The organism is Bacillus cereus group sp. N6 (assembly GCF_016483705.1).
Classification (GTDB): Bacteria; Bacillota; Bacilli; order Bacillales; family Bacillaceae_G; genus Bacillus_A; species Bacillus_A wiedmannii.
The window spans coordinates 281,650-299,220 of record NZ_JAEHBI010000001.1 but is presented as its reverse complement, the minus strand read 5'-3'; the positions used below and the strand labels follow the sequence as shown (position 1 = coordinate 299,220).

Here is a 17,571-nt window from a genome sequence, read left to right as displayed (position 1 = left end):
ATTGGATGTTTAATAGATGCACAATAAAATAAGTACAAGCATATATTATATTGTAGGACAAGACCTTCGTGTCCTACTTAATACTCAGAAAAAAACTCTATCACATGAGAGCATCCGATTGCAGGGTGCTCTTTTTTTATCCGGCTCTTTAACTTTCAATTTTAAACATATCTTTGATGCTCATAAATATTAAAAATAAAATAATAGCAAAAATTAAGTTAGATAAATAGAAATCTTGATGAAATAGTAATTCAAAGATGACATCGAAAACATATAATAAGGCGATAGTAGGTAATATACAAATAAATATAAATCTCCAATTTTTCAAATAATGTTTATAAGTAGTAATCGCTTTCTCCATACATATAGCTCCTATATTTTTTATTTTCTATATAATTATACATTTAAATAAAAGAATTTACAAAAGAATATTTAGTAATTAAGAATTGTAGGAGAGATTTTGTTGAAAATGTGGATAGCTGTAGCAATCTGAATAATAAATGCTTTTACTTAAAAAAAACTTTAAAAGAATGATACTAAAATGATACACTATAATATACGTTATTTATGAAATGAATAGAGGGATTTGTATGATAGATAAAATCAAAAATGTTGTAGAGGATATGTACGAAGATGAAGCAAAACATTTACTTCAAAGTATTCTTATTCAGTTGAATTTATTAGAAGAAAACTATAGTGAAGATGCAATTAAAAATTTGATGGATATTCCTAAGCAACTAACGAGTAATACATCATATATAAGAAATGTAAAAGAAAGCACACACGTACATATTGCGTTTGATGATTCAACAGCTGGATGTTTAAAATATATGCTTAGTCAAGAAGAACAATTGGAAGAGAGGGTTGTCGCTTTTTCTGAATTCTTTTCAATTGGGTCGATAAACAAGCTACATATGAATGAGGGACAACTTGCAAGACAGAAATGGTTAGTAAACAATTTAACTGCTTATGATAATTATTTTGAAGAAGAGTATTTACCAAGGTTTTTAGAAACTATGGAAGAACTACACACTATTCCTATTGAAACACCTATTACAATTTGGAAAGCTAATAACGCACATGAACATGTAGGCCTATGTTTTGTAATGGCGCAATTAAAAGATAAGAAAAACATTCGCGTTATTAATACGTCTGAAGCAAGTAAAGAAATATTAAAAAAAGAGTATGCTATTCGTGGAACTGGAGAGTTAGCACCTGAAAGTTTAGCTCTAATTCAAAAAAGTTTTGTAGAATTGCCATATTTAACTGTAGAGAAACGTATGCAGTTTGAACATGAGTGGGATAGTCTATCGAAAAGTACGGAATTTTTAAGAGTTTGGACAGACAATGAAGTGCGTTCTGTACAAGAAGATTATTTTGATCAATTTATTATTGAATGTGCGAAAAGTATAGGTGCTGATCGAGAATTCCTAAAAGCCCCTAGGGTAATTGGTGAAGCACTTGGTCATGTAGAGCAGTTAGTTGGCGATACGTTTTTAGAATATCGCTTAAAGGAATTAATTAAACAAGAAGTATTTGAATTTGAAGGTTCGTTAGATGAAATGCGTTTTTATAGTGTGAAATTAAGAAAATAATACATCTATTCCGATTATGAAGAAGCTCGTATTTTTAAAATACGAGCTTTATTTTTTTGTTGAATTTAGGCTATACATAAGCTTCCTATAGGAGGCAAATCACATATGAATGTTAAAGGTACTGAATGAAAAGTAGGTGATTTGTTAATATGTATAACCAGCAAAATTATCCATATGATCAAGGGGTGTATTATAATCCACAAAACTACGGGTATGAATCTGTAAATGAAGTGAGAGATATGGAACAAGAAGATTATAGACCAGATGATGCGGAAGATGCTCCAACGTCACCACCACCATCTCAAGCTCCATCGTTACCATCCACATTTGCTTCGCCAGCACAACCAGGAAATATGAAATCATGGATGTGTAACTGTCTAGGAAGATGGGGATTTTTACGTTTACATCGTCCAGGACCTTTCGGGAGAGACTTATGGTTCTTTCCGACTGAAGTGAGAAGAAACGGAGTATCAGGTTACACTTGGCAAGGTGGTCGTCGTCGTAAAGTAAGTTATCGCTATCAACAAATTAGTAATTTCATGTGCTTCGCATAAAGAAAAGTGAGAGAGTAGAAAGATCTTACTCTCTCACTTTTTTATTTTTCAATATATGAAGTAAGATTTTGATTAAAAATTTACAATTTTCACGTTTTTATTAGAGTATAATGCATATGTTGGTTGGTTTTTAAAAACAAATGAGAGTGAGGGAATACAATGTCAATGAAAAATAAAGTTGGGCAAAGAATAGAAGATGGCATTAATTTGGCTTCAGCGCAGTTTAAAGAAGATGCATATGAAATTTATAAAGAATCGAGAAAAATGCAACCTATATTATTTGTAAATGAAGTTGAAATCGGTAAAGAATGGCTCATTACAAGATATGAAGATGCATTGCCACTTCTAAAAGATAATCGCTTAAAAAAAGATGCGGCAAATGTGTTTCCTCAAGATACAACGAACATGTATCTTTCCGTTGACAATAGTGATCATTTAACAACGCACATGTTAAATTCAGATCCACCTAATCACAGTCGTTTACGATCTTTAGTTCAAAAAGCTTTTACACCGAAGATGATTACACAATTAGACGGAAGAATTCAGAGAATAGCGGATGATTTAATAAGAGAGATAGAGCGAAAAGGTACATTAAATCTAGTGGATGATTATTCATTCCCCTTACCAATCATTGTGATTAGTGAGATGCTTGGTATTCCAAAAGAAGATCAAGCGAAATTTAGAATTTGGTCTCATGCTGTCATTGCATCGCCAGAAACACCTGAAGAAATAAAGGAAACCGAAAAACAACTATCTGAGTTTATTACATATCTTCAATATATAGTTGATATAAAACGAAAAGATCCAAAAGAAGATTTGGTTAGTGCGCTAATACTTGCAGAAAATGAAGGGCATAAACTTAGTGCTCCAGAGCTATATTCAATGATAATGTTATTAATCGTAGCAGGGCATGAGACAACAGTGAATTTAATTACGAATACGGTATTAGCACTTCTTGAAAATCCAAATCAATTACAGTTATTAAAAGATAATCCAAAATTAATTGATTCTGCAATTGAAGAAGGATTGCGTTATTATTCTCCAGTTGAGGTTACAACTGCAAGATGGGCAGCTGAGCCTTTTCAAATTCACGAACAAACAATCCAAAAAGGGGATATGGTTGTCATTGCATTAGCTTCGGCAAACCGCGATGAAACAATATTTGAAAACCCAGATGTATTCGATATTACTCGGGAGAATAATCGTCACATTGCATTTGGGCATGGTAGCCATTTCTGCTTAGGCGCTCCGCTTGCTAGGTTGGAAGCAAAGATTGCTATTACTACTTTGTTTAATCGAATGCCTGCTTTGCAATTAAAAGGAAATCGTGAAGATATTAAATGGCAAGGTAATTATTTAATGCGTTCTTTAGAGGAATTACCATTAACATTCTAGAATATTTATTTTAAGACATGCATACATCGAAAATGCTTTACATAGAGTATGTATGTGTTATTTAAATTCGAAACGGAAGGGTGAACACATCCCAATGATCAACTAATTCTATTTGTAAGAGATCTTCGTTAAAAAACGAAATATTCTTCTGAATAGGGTTAGTCTGTACATTTATAGAAAAGGGATGTATTTCGCTCTGCGAATATATAGTCTTTTTATATGATTTGTGCTGCCTCCTGTTCAGAACACGAAATAGGAGGCCTTTTTATGTCGACAAATGTAGTAACGAAACAAAATAATGGGGTATCACAAGTATTGAAAAATAGATTTGTACAGGGAATTTTAGCTTCAGCATTATTTTTACAAATTGGAATATGGGTTCGAAACTTTGCCGTATTACTGTATGTAATGGAAATGACGAAAGGTGATGCTTTTGCTATTTCAATGATTTCAGTTGCTGAATTTGCGCCCATTTTTATTTTCTCATTCATTGGTGGAACTTTTGCTGATAGGTGGAAGCCGAAGAGGACAATGATATGGTGTGAGACGTTAAGTTCTATTTCAGTATTCGCTGTATTAATTACACTAATGTTTGGAACGTGGAAAATCGTGTTTTTTGTCACGCTTATTTCTGCAATCCTTTCGCAGTTTTCTCAACCATCAGGGATGAAATTGTTTAAACAGCATTTATCAACGGAACAAATTCAATTAGCGATGTCTATATATCAAACAATATTTGCGATTTTTATGGTGTTAGGACCGATTCTTGGAACATTTATCTTTCATAGTTTTGGAATTTATATTTCAATTATCATAACAGGTATCGCTTTTTTACTGGCAGCTGCTGTGTTGTTATTTCTTCCGAAAGATCTTGAGAATGATAATGAGAAGAAAGAAATCACGCTACTACAGGAGATGCTGGATGGTATTAAATATGTGAAAAAGAAAAAAGCATTAACTTTGCTTGGGCTTTGTTTTATGGCAGCAGGACTAGGTATAGGATTGATTCAGCCATTAGGTATATTTATTGTGACTGAGCAGTTAGGGTTATCAAAAGAGAGTTTGCAATGGTTACTAACAGTAAATGGCGCGGGTATGATTGTTGGCGGAGCTTTAGCGATGGTATTTGCGAAAAACGTAGCTCCGCAAAAGATGTTAATTGTAGGGATGCTCGGTCAGGCGATCGGCATTGGTATTATAGGTTATTCAACGAATTTATGGGTGACACTTACAGCACAACTTTTTAGTGGGTTAGCTCTTCCATGTATCCAAATAGGTATTAATACGCTCATTATTCAAAATAGCGATACTGATTTTATCGGTCGTGTAAATGGCATTTTAAGTCCACTATTTACCGGTTCAATGGTAGTAACAATGAGTGTAGCCGGTTCATTAAAAGAGGTGTTCTCATTAAGTACGATGTATGAGGGAACAGCTTTACTATTTATAATTGGATTATTATTTATTTTACCTATATACAATTTAAAGCCAGTAATAGCGGTAGAAAGTGAAATAAATGGTAAGGGAAGTGCTGTACAACATGAATCCTAATCCAAATGTTAAATATCCTATTGAAGGAAATCAAAATGTCCATTTTATAAAAAATACAATAACGAAAGCTAATATACTTGTTGGTGACTATTCTTATTATGATGCGAAAGATGGAGAAACATTTGAAGATCGAGTATTACATCATTATGAATTTCTTGGAGATCATCTTACTATTGGAAAGTTTTGTTGTATTGCAAATGGAGTTACCTTTATTATGAACGGAGCGAATCATCGGATGGATGGATTTTCGGCATATCCATTTAATATATTTGGAAATGGGTGGGAGAAGTATACACCTAATTTGTCTGATTTACCTTACAAAGGTGATACAGTAGTAGGAAATGACGTTTGGATTGGTATGGATGCAACGATTATGCCCGGAATAAAAATAGGAGATGGTGCAATCATTGCAGCAAAATCTGTTGTGACTAGAGACGTCGCACCATATACTATTGTTGGCGGAAACCCTGCAAATAAAATAAAGGAACGATTTACAAATACAATAGTAGAAGAGTTATTGCAAATTCAATGGTGGCATTTTGACATTGAAAAAATAACAGAAAATATAGATGCTATTGTACAAGGAAATATTGAACCATTAAGAAAGCTAAAAAGGTAATAAAAAACGCATGACAAAGAGTATCATACCTCCGAATTTTGTTAATGATAATAGAACAAGGAGGTGTGATACTATGGCACAAGACGTTTTATGTGAAGTAAACAACTGTAAATTTTGGGCTAACGGCAATAAATGTAGTGCAGATGCAATTTATGTAGTAAGTCATAAAGGGAAACATGCATCAACTACGGAAGAAACAGATTGCAAAACTTTCGATCCAGAAGTATAAATTTTTTGAAGGGTAGCCAAATCGTGGTTGCCCTTTTATTAATTATAGTATTGATAATAAATCTCATTTTCATTCATTATTTTTAACTTTTCTTGTTAATTTTTATATTTTCTTCATAAGTGATGTAATCCAGAGTAATTCGTGTTCTATACGTGATTTACTAAATTCAATAACTTCTGTAATAAAAGATGAGCTAACATCTAAAGATTGAATAGCAGTAAGCTGTTTATGTAGTACGTCTTGGCGTATTGTTAAAATTTCTTTTCTACCTTCGTAATCAAGTTTTTCAAATAGAGCGATACGTACAAGGAACTCAGCGTTATTTGTCGCAATTTTTTCAGGAAACTCTCTTAACATTTCTGAAAAAATTTCTTCACCTGTTTCAGTTATATCGTACATATTTCGGTTTGGCTTTCCGACTTGTTTATGTATTTTTTTCGTTATAGCACCCATATTTTCGAAGCGCCGAAGAGCGGGATAAAGTGTGTTATGATTTAATTCAAAATTCTCACCTAACCGGTTTTGAATATTTTTCTTTATTTCATATCCATGTTTTGGTCCAGTTGTTAATTCTGCTAATAGTAAAATGTCAACGTACATAAAAATCCCCCTTATATATTTCTCAAGTTCCCCAATGAAAAATCTCCTTTAGTATATGTTAAAATAACATATGTTAGATTATACAACTTTGAACTACCGACCTATCACTTTTATTGTAAAAGAAAAGGGAGGAAAGAACTATGGCTTCGCCGGAAAATGTGATTTTAGTTCATGAAATTTCAAAGCTGAAAACAAAAGAAGAATTGTGGAATCCGTATGAGTGGTATCAATTTATGAGGGATAATCGCCCAGTACATTACGATGAAGAGCAAGATGTATGGAATGTTTTTTTATACGATGATGTAAATCGAGTTTTATCGGATTATCGCTTATTTTCAAGTAGAAGGGAGCGAAGACAATTCGCAATCCCTCCTTTAGAAACTAGGATAAATATAAACTCTACGGATCCACCAGAACATCGCAATGTACGTTCTATCGTTTCTAAAGCATTTACTCCAAGAAGTTTAGAACAATGGAAACCCCGAATACAGGCAATCGCAAATGAACTTATAGAACATATCGAAAAATATAGTGAGGTTAATATTGTTGAAGAGTTTGCTGCACCTTTACCTGTTACCGTCATATCCGATTTATTAGGAGTGCCAACAACGGACCGTAAAAAAATTAAAGCATGGTCTGATATTTTATTTATGCCGTATAGTAAAGAAAAGTTTAGTGATCTGGATGCGGAAAAGGGTATAGCACTAAATGAATTTAAAGCATATCGTCTACCGATTGTTCAGGGAAAGAGGTACCATTTAACCGATGATATTATTTCGGATTTAATACGAGCTGAATATGAAGGCGAAAGATTAACAGATGAAGAAATTGTTACTTTTTCTTTAGGTTTATTAGCGGCAGGCAATGAAACAACTACTAATTTAATTATTAATAGCTTTTATTGCTTTTTAGTGGATTCACCTGGAACATATAAAGAATTAAGAGAAGAACCTAAATTAATTTCAAAGGCAATTGAGGAAGTATTGCGCTATCGCTTTCCCGTTACATTAGCTAGGAGGATTACAGAGGATACAAATATATTTGGGCCTTTTATGAAAAAGGATCAAATGATTGTTGCGTGGGTAAGTGCAGCAAATTTAGATGAGAAAAAGTTTTCGCAAGCCTCTAAATTTAATATACACCGAATAGGAAATGAAAAGCATTTAACATTTGGTAAAGGTGCACACTTTTGCTTAGGAGCACCACTTGCACGTTTAGAAGCTGAGATTGCATTAAGAACTTTTATAAATGCTTTTGAAAAAATAGAGTTATCTCCATTGTTCAATTTAGAAAAATGTCTATTGGAAAATGAACAAACGTTAAATTACTTACCTATTCTTTTGAATAATAGGTAAATCGATCAGCAAGGTACAAATTTACTGTACCTTGTTTTTTTATCCAGCTTTAATGGGCAGTAAGACCCCCACCTCAAAATTAAGCGAAAGTAAAGAATTTAGGTGGGGGATCAACTGCCCATAAAAGTCCGATTGGTTCAACTAATAATCAGTTGGGGATGAACAAAATCCCCACTGATTAAAGTTTCACTTTATTTCTCAATTGTAAAATTTTAGTTAGTTATTTAGTATGGAGGTGTGTGAAAAAGAATGGAGGAGGACGCTTATGTTAACGTGTAATGGAAGTAAAACGTTTCAAACATTTATTAAAGCTATAACGGATTTAATGGATAGTAATTTATTAGAAGGTCAAATTGTTTGTGCGATTGAAAAATTACTAGAAGAACTTTTAGAAAAGAAAACATGGCTTCCGTTAGAAAAACAGAAGGCGAATTCGGCTCAATACGCACGACATTTGTTATATGAAGATCCTTTTAATCGTTTTGAAGTATTAGCTCTTGTATGGAAAGATGGACAATCTACACCTTTACATGATCATGATGGTACATGGGGAGTAGAAGGCGTTTTTACAGGGAGGATAATGGTGCAAAACTTTATACAAACGAAGCAGTTTGAAAATTCACTTGTTTATTTAACACATACAGGAAATCTTTATTTGGGAGAAGGAGAAACAGATAAAGTCATTCCACCAGCTGATTGTCATATTCTTGAAATAGCTAAAAATGAAAGCGTTGTCACTATTCATATTTACGGAAAACGTTTAGAAAAATTTAAAGTATATGCCCCAACTGAAGAAAAGAATGTGTACATGTGTGAGACGAAATATATTAGTTATAGTTCATAGTATAAAATCAAAAACTTTTCTTTAAAAAGAAAAGTTTTTGATTTTATTATTAATTATTTCTTGACCTGAAACGCTTTTCATAAATTATAAATAAGGAGTACTTCACGAGATCAGTATGAAAACGATACCTTTTGTTTATAATGAACTCGTGTATTTATAGAAAGTGGTGAAGAAATAATGAAATTAATCGCAATTGATTTAGATGGAACTCTTCTTTCAGGGAATAAAATGATTAGTAAAGAGAATGCAGAAGCAATTCAAAAATGTCAGGAAGCGGGTCATGTTGTAGCAATTTGTACAGGACGTTCTATCGTCGACATTGAAAGATTGTTGTTAGAAGTTAATTTAGAGTGTCCAATTATTGCGGAAAATGGTGCGCTTATATATAAAGATAAAAAAATGATGAAGAGATATCCAATTCAAAATATGCAAGCACTTGAGATTGTAGAATATCTTGAAGAGAATGGCTTATATTATCAGCTTTATACTGATAAAGGTGTGTATGTACCGGATTATGGAGTAGAGAGTGTACGTAATGAAATTGAGTATGTGAAGAATTCAAAAGAAAATTTCGACTTGAAAGAATTAGAAACGATCGCAGCTTTATACCTTGAGCATACAGCGTTTCATAGTGCAGAAAGTTGTAAACCGATTGTAGAAACTGATATACATGTGCATAAGCTTTTACCATTTTCTTATGACATAGAAAAATTAAAAAAGTTAAAAGCAGCGTTTCTGCATAATACTGATTTAGCAATTACATCTTCATATTGGCATAATTTAGAAATTAATCATCGAGATGCTCAAAAAGGAAATGGATTATATACTTTAGCAGAACATCTAAATATTCCAGTTGAAAATACTGTAGCGATAGGTGATGGGCTAAACGATGTATCCATGATGGAAAAAGCAAACATATCAATTGCAATGGGGAACGCAGTCGAAGAAATAAAAGCAATGTGTAAATACGAAACTTTATCAAATGAAGAACACGGTGTTGCACATGCTTTATATAAATATGTAATGTAATATAAAAAGAAAAAAAGAATCCAAATGGATTCTTTTTTTCTTTTTATTAGGGGTAAGGTATTCTATGAGATTCATAGAAGCCTTATTACTTTTTATTATATAGAATATATTGGAATAAATGTTTATATTTTTCATATTAATTGTGAAAATTTTATGAACTTTATATTTTTTGTGTTTTTATACTACTAAAATCGATGTGTATGACTCTGATATTAAAATCCGGTTTCTGCATGAGTACCCGTTTTAGGTTGGTCGTACATTCAGAATTAATATGTGATGAACAAAATACGTACTGATTAAGGATTCATTTTATACGCAAATTCTTCTCTATTTTAATTGGAAAATAAAATTTATTCGAATAATTATTCTGCAGCTATATACCTAAAGGCACATTCTACGTATAATGGAGAAGTATAAATTTTGAATTTGTATTAATTTTACATATTGAGGTGAAAAAGGAATGAATGCGCGGCTAATGGAACTTATTGATGTGAGTACAATAGAAACCATGGCAGAACAGTTTTATAAATTAACCAACATATCACATCAACTTCTTGATGCTGAAAAAGAATGTATATTTTCTTTTGGAATAAATGAGATGAAAATATGTAAACTTCCCAAAATTGAAATCCCCATTTTTTTATACAATCAACATTTAGGATCTTTTGTAGTATGGTCAAACAAAAGTGACATTTTCAATTGTCAAAAATACTTTGAAATGCTTTCAAATCTAATTATAGATGGAGCAACAAAGGTATTTCAAAGTAAAAATACAACGTTGCTTTCTCGAAAAGAGGAGGAACTGCATACGATTTTACAAAACATGCCTGTTATGGTTGATGCGCTTGATTATAATGGAGATTTTGTTTTGTGGAATCGGGAGTGTGAAATTGTAACAGGTTATACAGCTGAAGAAATAATAGGGAATCCAAATGCCCTACAATTATTGTACCCAGATCATAATTATCGTCACCAAATACAAACGAAATTTTTAACTTGTGGAAAAAATTTCAGGGATTGGGAAATGCACTTAACATGTAAAAATGGTGAAATCAAAACAATCATGTGGTCCAATATATCAGAACAGTTTCCTGTAACAGGATATAGCTACTGGGCTGTCGGAGTAGATATTACACATTTAAAAGCGATAGAAGACCAGTTAAAACAACAAACGTCTGAATTGGAATTAATTTTTAAGGCTTTACCAGATTTATGTTTCTTAACAGAAGATGATGGCACAATTATAGATTATAAAGCAGGATCCCCTTCGAAATTTTACGTACCGGCACAAGCTTTTATGGGAAAAAAGTTTTTCGAAGTATTACCATCTCCAGTAGCACAGCAGTTTCAGGAAGCAATTCATCAAGTGAAGGAAAAAGGGACGAATGTAATTGTTGAATATCCACTTACAATTAATGGGAGTGTCGATTTCTTTGAAGCTAGATGCTTACCATTATTACATGATAAAATTATGATCATTGTACGCGATATTACAGAACGGAAAAAGACAGAAGAATTGCTAAATAAATCAGATACACTTGCAGCAATTGGTCAATTAGCAGCTGGTGTGGCTCATGAAGTGAGGAACCCATTAACTGTCATTAAAGGGTTTATACAGTTATTTCAAATTAATAAAGAAGATCAAGAAAAATATTTTGATTTAATGCTTTCTGAAATTGAAAGAATAGAAGCGATTCTTCAAGAGTTTTTATCAATTGCTAAAACAGATGAGATAAATACAGAACAAAGAAATATTTATCAAATTTATAATAATGTCGTATCGTTAATGAATACAAAAGCAATTATGACGAATATTCAAGTGGAACTATATGCAGACAACAAAGACATAAGCATTGAATGCTCAGAAAATCAATTGAAACAAGTGTTTATTAATATTTTGCAAAATTCAATCGAAGCTATGCCAGATGGCGGGAAAATTACAATTCATATTAAAGAGATAAACGATGAAGGTGTCATTATTCATGTAATTGATGAAGGAATAGGGATACCTGAAGATAGAATTAAGAGATTAGGTGAGCCTTTTTATAGTACGAAAGAAAAAGGTACCGGTATCGGATTAATGTTAAGTTATAAAATCATTGAAAGTCATCAAGGAAATATAAGTATTATGAGTGAAGTTGGAGTCGGGACAACAGTAACGATTTACTTGCCGAAAGCTCAGAGCGAAAAATCTCTATCAAATTATGATGATAGATTCGAATCAATACGTCCAATTATTAACTCTTAAATTACTAAATCCCCAATAACCAAAAGCTTAACTTTTGGTTATTGGGGATTTTTATATTTAATTTAGTAAACTTTACCTTTTCTTAACCTTTGTTTTAATTTCTATTAAGTTTTTATCAGTATATTAATATTTGTGCAAAGTACTGTATAGAAAATGTGCATTACTTTTAATATATAGATTCAATTATTAGTAGGAATTCGGTAAGGAGGAGATTATGACAAGGTGAAAAAGCATGAGAAAAAAAGTGGTAGAGCAATACCGACGCGGTTAAATATTTTATTTCTTTGTGTATTTTTATTATTTTCTGCAATGATTATACAGTTAGGTAAAGTGCAAATTTTCGATGGAGAGACTTATAAAAATGAAGTAGAAAAGAGAGAAAATGCAACTGTGAGCCTATCTGTCCCACGCGGAAAAATATTTGATAGAGAAGGCAATCCAGTAGTTGATAATAAATCTTTACGTACAATTACATATACAAAGATGAAAGGTGTAAAATCAGAAGATATATTAAAAACTGCAAGACAACTTGCAGACATAATTGAAATGCCGCAAGAAGATATAGCTAAGTTAACTGAGACAGATAAGAAAGATTTTTGGATGCAATTAAATCCGAAACTGGCTGAAAATCTAGTATCGAAAAAAGAAATAGATACATTTAGAGAAAAGGATATTAGCGGCAAGAAGCTAGATAAAAAAATAGAAGAGTTAAAAAGAAAACGGGTTACAGATAAAAATCTTCAGGAATTAACAGAGAAAGATATAAAAGTGTTAGCTATTAAAAGTAAGATGACTTCTGGTTATCAAATGGCTCCTCAAATTATTAAAAAAGATGTTAGTGAAAAGGAATTTACTATAATTAGTGAAGGTTTAGCGAATCTCCCAGGTGTAGACGTATCTGTTGATTGGGAGAGAGTGTATGTAAATGATGGATTATTCCGATCTGTTCTTGGAAATGTTTCTAATTCCGATGAAGGATTACCAAGTGAACGATTAGATTACTACTTGGTACGTGATTATAGCCGAAATGATAGGGTTGGAAAAAGTTATATCGAGCAGCAATACGAAGATGTACTTCATGGTACAAAAAAAGAAGTAAGAAGCGTTGCAGATAAACAAGGTAATACAATTAGAACGGAAATCGTTTCTGAGGGAAAGAGCGGTAAGAATTTAACTTTAACAATAGATATGGAATTACAGAAGAAAGTAGAAGAAAGTATTGAAAAAATATTAAAGACATATAAAGGGTCAGAATCCATGTTGGACCGTGCTTTCGTTGTGATGATGAATCCGAAAAACGGACAAGTATTATCCATGGCCGGGAAAAGACTTGTAGAAAAAGACGGAAAAACAGAAGTTGAAGACTATGCATTAGGCACAATGACTAGTTCTTATGAGCTTGGATCAACAGTTAAAGGTGCGACAGTTTTAACTGGATTTGAAACGAAAGCTATAACACCAGGTACTTATTTTTATGATGCACCTATGAAGTTTAAAGGAACAAAGGAAAAAAAGTCTTGGAAAGAGTTTGGAAATATTGATGATTTAAGAGCGTTACAAGTCTCTTCAAACGTTTATATGTTTCATACAGCATTAAAAATTGCAGGTGTAGATTATGTGAAAAATAGTTCATTAAATATTAAACAGGAGTACTTTGATAAAATGAGGTATTATTTCAGGCAATTTGGATTAGGTGTTCCAACGGGTATTGATTTACCAAATGAAACAGCTGGACAAATTGGTAAAAAAGATAATCAACCTGGTTTCTTACTAGACTACTCAATTGGCCAGTATGACACCTATACGCCACTTCAACTTGTACAGTATATTTCAACAATCGCAAACGGTGGATATCGAATGAAGCCACAAATTGTTCAAGAGGTAAGAGAGCAAACGTCGCAAAAAGATGAGATTGGTAAAGTGGTGCATGCAGTAGAACCAATCGTTTTAAATAAGATAGATATGAAAGAGGAATATATAAATCAAGTAAAGGAAGGATTTAGAAAGGTATTCCAAGAAGGTGATGGAACAGGAGTAAGGGCGTTCCAAAAAGCATCTTATAAGCCAGCAGGTAAAACAGGGACAGCACAGACAGTATACGGTGGAGAAAGTGATATTGGAAGAAATGAAAAAGGTGAGCGAAGAGAATGTTATAATTTAACGTTAGCAGGATATGCGCCGTATGATAATCCTGAAGTATCATTCTCTGTAGTTGTGCCGTGGGTTATTAATGATAAATCTGGTATTAACTCTGATATTGGAAAAGAAGTTTTAGATGCTTATTTTGAACTGAAAAATAAGAGATTGACTGGAGAAACTATAAAAATAGATAGCTCTCAAGAAGGTTAAAACATATGAAATAGTACAGAAACTAGAGTCGACTTATTTAGAAATAGGTTCAAAATGGGTGATAGAGAGGTAAAATCATTCTATCAATTATTCACATTTTATAAAATAAATCATATATTGATAGCATAGGACAAGCTGAAAAGCTTATTCTAACCTCACAGAACACTCCTTATCACGGTTTGGCATCTACTTATGTAGATGCCTTTTTTAATTTAATCACTAACAATTATTTATCAACCTAAAGTAGCAAGCATATTAGGACTATTAGGTGAAGATTGACGGTAATAATTACAGTATGCTTAATAAGCGAATTGAAATGTAAGGAGTGAGAAATAAGTGCTAAATATTTTAGTGGTTAATTTTCCAGCAGAGGGACATGTAAATCCTACATTAAGTTTAGTCAAAGCCTATACTGAACGAGGTGATCACGTACATTATATTACGACAGAACAATTTAAAGGCAGAATTGAAGATTTGGGAGCTACTGTATATACACATCCAGATTTATTAAAGGAGATTTCTATTGATTCTGAAACTCCAGATGGGCTGAATTCTTTCTTTCGTGTACATGTTCAAACTTCTTTATATATATTAGAAATTACGAAACAATTATGTGAAAACATACATTTTGATTTCGTAATTTATGATATATTTGGCGCTGGAGAGTTAGTAAAGGAGTATTTACAAATTCCAGGCATAGTTTCTTCTCCTATATTTTTAATTCCTCCAAATTTTTTGGAAACATTACCTTTTCATCCAAATGCAGAAATACCATTCCAACCTGATAAAATTTCTGAACAGTTACTATATCAAATGGAACATGAATTTGGAGTAACACCTAAAAATAATCTTCAATTTATGCATAACAAGGGAGATATTACTCTTGTGTACACAAGTCGCTATTTTCAACCTAATAGCGATTTATTTGGAAGAAATAACATTTTTATTGGACCGAGTATTTCAAAGCGTAAAACAAATGTACAGTTTCCATTTGAATTACTTAAAGATAAGAAAGTTATTTATATTTCAATGGGGACACTGCTTGAAGGACTCGAACCATTCTTTAATACTTGCATTGATACTTTCTCGGATTTTGATGGAATAGTTGTAATGGCAATTGGTGATAGAAATGATCGTTCAAAAATTAAGAAAGCGCCAGACAATTTTATAATTGCTTCATACGTACCCCAATCAGAAATATTAAGTGAAGCAGATGTTTTCATTACACATGGTGGTATGAATAGCGTACACGATGCCATTTATTTTAATGTCCCATTTGTTATAATTCCACACGATAAAGACCAGCCAATGATAGCGCAAAGATTAACTGAACTTGAAGCAGCACATCGGTTATTGAAAGAGAATGTTAATGTGCAAACTTTAAATGAAGCGGTAACAGACGTTCTTTCAAATGAAAAGTATAAACTTGGTATACGAAAACTGAATGATAGTTTTTTAGAATGTGGTGGTACTAAAGAAGCAATTGCAGTGATTACATCTCTTTTAAATAAATAGTTTAGACAAGATAAAAGCATAGAGGCACTACCTTTATGCTTTTATCTTATTATACTGCAAACTGCACAGCAGTATTTGCATGTAAAAAAGCGGTATCAAAAACAGGTACAGTAAGGTCGTTTTGGGAAATGAGCAATGGTATTTCAGTGCAGCCTAGCAATATACCTTCTGCGCCATTTTGAATTAATGAGTTTGTAATTTGTAATAGCTTTTCTTTTGATGTTTCTGAAATAATTCCTTTACTTAATTCATTTAAAATAACATAATGAATAAAATTTCTTTCCTCTTTATTTGGAATAATTGTCTCAATGTTATAGTTCGCTAGACGTGATTTATAGAAGTCTTGTTCCATCGTTTGTCTCGTTCCTAATAGTCCAATACGTTTTATATTATGTTCTACTATTTCTTTAGCACTTACATCACCAATGTGAAGGAGTGGTATTGATATTTCCTGTTCTACTTCTTCAGCAAATAAATGGACCGTATTGGAACACATTAATAAACAATCAGCTCCGGATTTTTCAACCTTTTTTGCGACTGTGACTAATTCGTTTTTCACTTCTTCATATTGATGATTTTGTAATAAAGTAGTTACTTCACCAAAGTCCATGCTATATAAAACAAGCTTCGCATTTTGATCGTATTGAGAGAGTGTAAGTGTATTAATATGTTTATAGTATAACGATGTAGATTCCCAACTTAGTCCACCAATTAAACCGATTACTTTCATCGTACATTCCTCCCGTAACTATTTTGAATTCATTATTTCGTAATTCCTATAAGAATACAATGATTTAAATGTACAGTTAAACGAAAAATAAAAATAATTAGAAAAGTGTTGAAATTTATACTTATTAGTGCCATAATACGAATTACAAATTAATACTTATCCAGAGAGGTGAAGGGAACGGCCCTATGAAACCTCAGCAACCCCTATATAAATTTATAGGAAGGTGCTAATTCCGCAGAGGACACGATGTGTTTTTTGGAAGATAAGAGGATTCTTGAACGTGAAGAAAATGACCTCTTATGTAAGGGGTCATTTTTTGTTGTATAGAAAGGGAGTGTCGATGCATAATTCATTTTCAAAATAAATATAGAGTAATAAAAGTTGACTAATACGGGAGGGGAATTGTAATGAACAAATTATCAACAAAGTTAGTAGTAGCAATCGGAATTGGAGCAGCATTATACGGGCTATTAGGACTTTGGGGATTTTCTATTGCACCCAATACATTTATTAAACCTGCATTAGCTATTTTAACCGTTTTTGGAGCGTTATTTGGCCCAGTGGCAGGACTTTTAATAGGACTTATCGGTCATACCGTAACAGATACAATCGCTGGATGGGGTATTTGGTGGGGTTGGGTTATTAGTTCAGGCATTATCGGCTTTGCAATGGGACTCATTCAAAAAAGAGTTAGCTTTAGTGTGAAAAACGGGACGTATAATAAGCGGGATATTTCTTATTTAGCCATTACTGGGTTAATTGGTATTGTCATTGCTATTATATTTGCTGGGGCATTCGATGTTATTGTGATGGGAGAACCATTTGACAAAATTGTTATACAAGTATTAGGAGCAACAATTGCTGATGTTATTGTATTTTTAGTTCTTGGATTGCCAATTACAATAGGTCTAGCTAAATCTAATAAGAAACATACACATTTAAAAATTGAAAAGTAGGG

General features: G+C 32.5%; 16 protein-coding genes and 1 riboswitch. Of the genes, 13 read left to right on the top strand and 3 right to left on the bottom strand.

What is annotated here, in order from left to right; all coding sequences use genetic code 11:
• Positions 1–148: 148 nt before the first annotated feature.
• On the bottom strand, positions 149–361 hold the full coding sequence (locus JDS99_RS01590) for a hypothetical protein (RefSeq protein WP_048547123.1): 213 nt from the start codon (positions 359–361) through the stop codon (positions 149–151).
• Between the two features lie 229 nt (positions 362–590).
• Between JDS99_RS01590 and JDS99_RS01585 the strand changes: the two genes are divergently transcribed.
• The 6 genes from JDS99_RS01585 to JDS99_RS01560 all read left to right on the top strand — a co-directional run bounded on the left by JDS99_RS01585 (position 591) and on the right by JDS99_RS01560 (position 5,943).
• Positions 591–1,595 carry a DUF1835 domain-containing protein gene (locus JDS99_RS01585; protein WP_199694327.1) on the top strand — a complete coding sequence of 335 codons (1,005 nt, stop codon included), beginning with the start codon at positions 591–593 and terminating at the stop codon, positions 1,593–1,595.
• A gap of 149 nt (positions 1,596–1,744) precedes the next feature.
• Entirely contained in the window at positions 1,745–2,149 is a 405-nt protein-coding gene (locus JDS99_RS01580; RefSeq protein ID WP_088063586.1) for a hypothetical protein, read from the top strand.
• Positions 2,150–2,308: 159 nt separating this feature from the next.
• Positions 2,309–3,544 (top strand): cytochrome P450 family protein, encoded by a 1,236-nt coding sequence (locus JDS99_RS01575; RefSeq protein WP_088609351.1) that lies wholly within the window; start codon positions 2,309–2,311, stop codon positions 3,542–3,544.
• 267 nt (positions 3,545–3,811) lie between these two features.
• Positions 3,812–5,095, top strand: a complete 1,284-nt coding sequence (locus JDS99_RS01570; protein WP_098133338.1) for an MFS transporter — start codon at positions 3,812–3,814, stop codon at positions 5,093–5,095.
• Positions 5,085–5,714 (top strand): Vat family streptogramin A O-acetyltransferase, encoded by a 630-nt coding sequence (locus JDS99_RS01565; RefSeq protein WP_097908461.1) that lies wholly within the window; start codon positions 5,085–5,087, stop codon positions 5,712–5,714. The genes JDS99_RS01570 and JDS99_RS01565 overlap by 11 nt, the downstream gene beginning before the upstream one ends.
• Before the next feature lie 73 nt (positions 5,715–5,787).
• Positions 5,788–5,943 (top strand): DUF1540 domain-containing protein, encoded by a 156-nt coding sequence (locus tag JDS99_RS01560; protein ID WP_000046089.1) that lies wholly within the window; start codon positions 5,788–5,790, stop codon positions 5,941–5,943.
• Between the two features lie 102 nt (positions 5,944–6,045).
• Here the strand turns inward: JDS99_RS01560 and JDS99_RS01555 are convergent, their stop codons facing one another.
• Positions 6,046–6,543, bottom strand: coding sequence for a PadR family transcriptional regulator (locus tag JDS99_RS01555; protein ID WP_199694325.1), 498 nt, complete (start codon positions 6,541–6,543; stop codon positions 6,046–6,048).
• A gap of 140 nt (positions 6,544–6,683) precedes the next feature.
• On the opposite strand from JDS99_RS01555, the gene JDS99_RS01550 reads away from it, so the two are divergent.
• From JDS99_RS01550 to JDS99_RS01525, 6 genes are all read left to right on the top strand, one after another.
• Entirely contained in the window at positions 6,684–7,898 is a 1,215-nt protein-coding gene (locus JDS99_RS01550) for a cytochrome P450 (RefSeq protein ID WP_199694323.1), read from the top strand.
• A 265-nt stretch (positions 7,899–8,163) separates the two neighbouring features.
• Positions 8,164–8,742, top strand: a complete 579-nt coding sequence (locus JDS99_RS01545) for a cysteine dioxygenase family protein (RefSeq protein ID WP_199694321.1) — start codon at positions 8,164–8,166, stop codon at positions 8,740–8,742.
• 177 nt (positions 8,743–8,919) lie between these two features.
• Positions 8,920–9,771, top strand: coding sequence for a Cof-type HAD-IIB family hydrolase (locus tag JDS99_RS01540; RefSeq protein WP_087984415.1), 852 nt, complete (start codon positions 8,920–8,922; stop codon positions 9,769–9,771).
• Positions 9,772–10,231: 460 nt separating this feature from the next.
• Entirely contained in the window at positions 10,232–12,019 is a 1,788-nt protein-coding gene (locus JDS99_RS01535) for a PAS domain-containing sensor histidine kinase (RefSeq protein ID WP_098133340.1), read from the top strand.
• Positions 12,020–12,241: 222 nt separating this feature from the next.
• Positions 12,242–14,368, top strand: coding sequence for a penicillin-binding transpeptidase domain-containing protein (locus JDS99_RS01530; protein WP_199694319.1), 2,127 nt, complete (start codon positions 12,242–12,244; stop codon positions 14,366–14,368).
• Between the two features lie 336 nt (positions 14,369–14,704).
• On the top strand, positions 14,705–15,883 hold the full coding sequence (locus JDS99_RS01525; protein ID WP_097908619.1) for a macrolide family glycosyltransferase: 1,179 nt from the start codon (positions 14,705–14,707) through the stop codon (positions 15,881–15,883).
• A gap of 49 nt (positions 15,884–15,932) precedes the next feature.
• On the opposite strand, the gene JDS99_RS01520 is transcribed toward JDS99_RS01525, so the two are convergent.
• Complete coding sequence (locus JDS99_RS01520; RefSeq protein ID WP_097908621.1) at positions 15,933–16,613, bottom strand: aspartate/glutamate racemase family protein; 681 nt, start codon at positions 16,611–16,613, stop codon at positions 15,933–15,935.
• 153 nt (positions 16,614–16,766) lie between these two features.
• Positions 16,767–16,882: riboswitch (SAM riboswitch) on the top strand.
• A 138-nt stretch (positions 16,883–17,020) separates the two neighbouring features.
• On the opposite strand from JDS99_RS01520, the gene JDS99_RS01515 reads away from it, so the two are divergent.
• On the top strand, positions 17,021–17,569 hold the full coding sequence (locus JDS99_RS01515; RefSeq protein WP_199694317.1) for an ECF-type riboflavin transporter substrate-binding protein: 549 nt from the start codon (positions 17,021–17,023) through the stop codon (positions 17,567–17,569).
• The last annotated feature ends 2 nt before the right edge of the window (positions 17,570–17,571 follow it).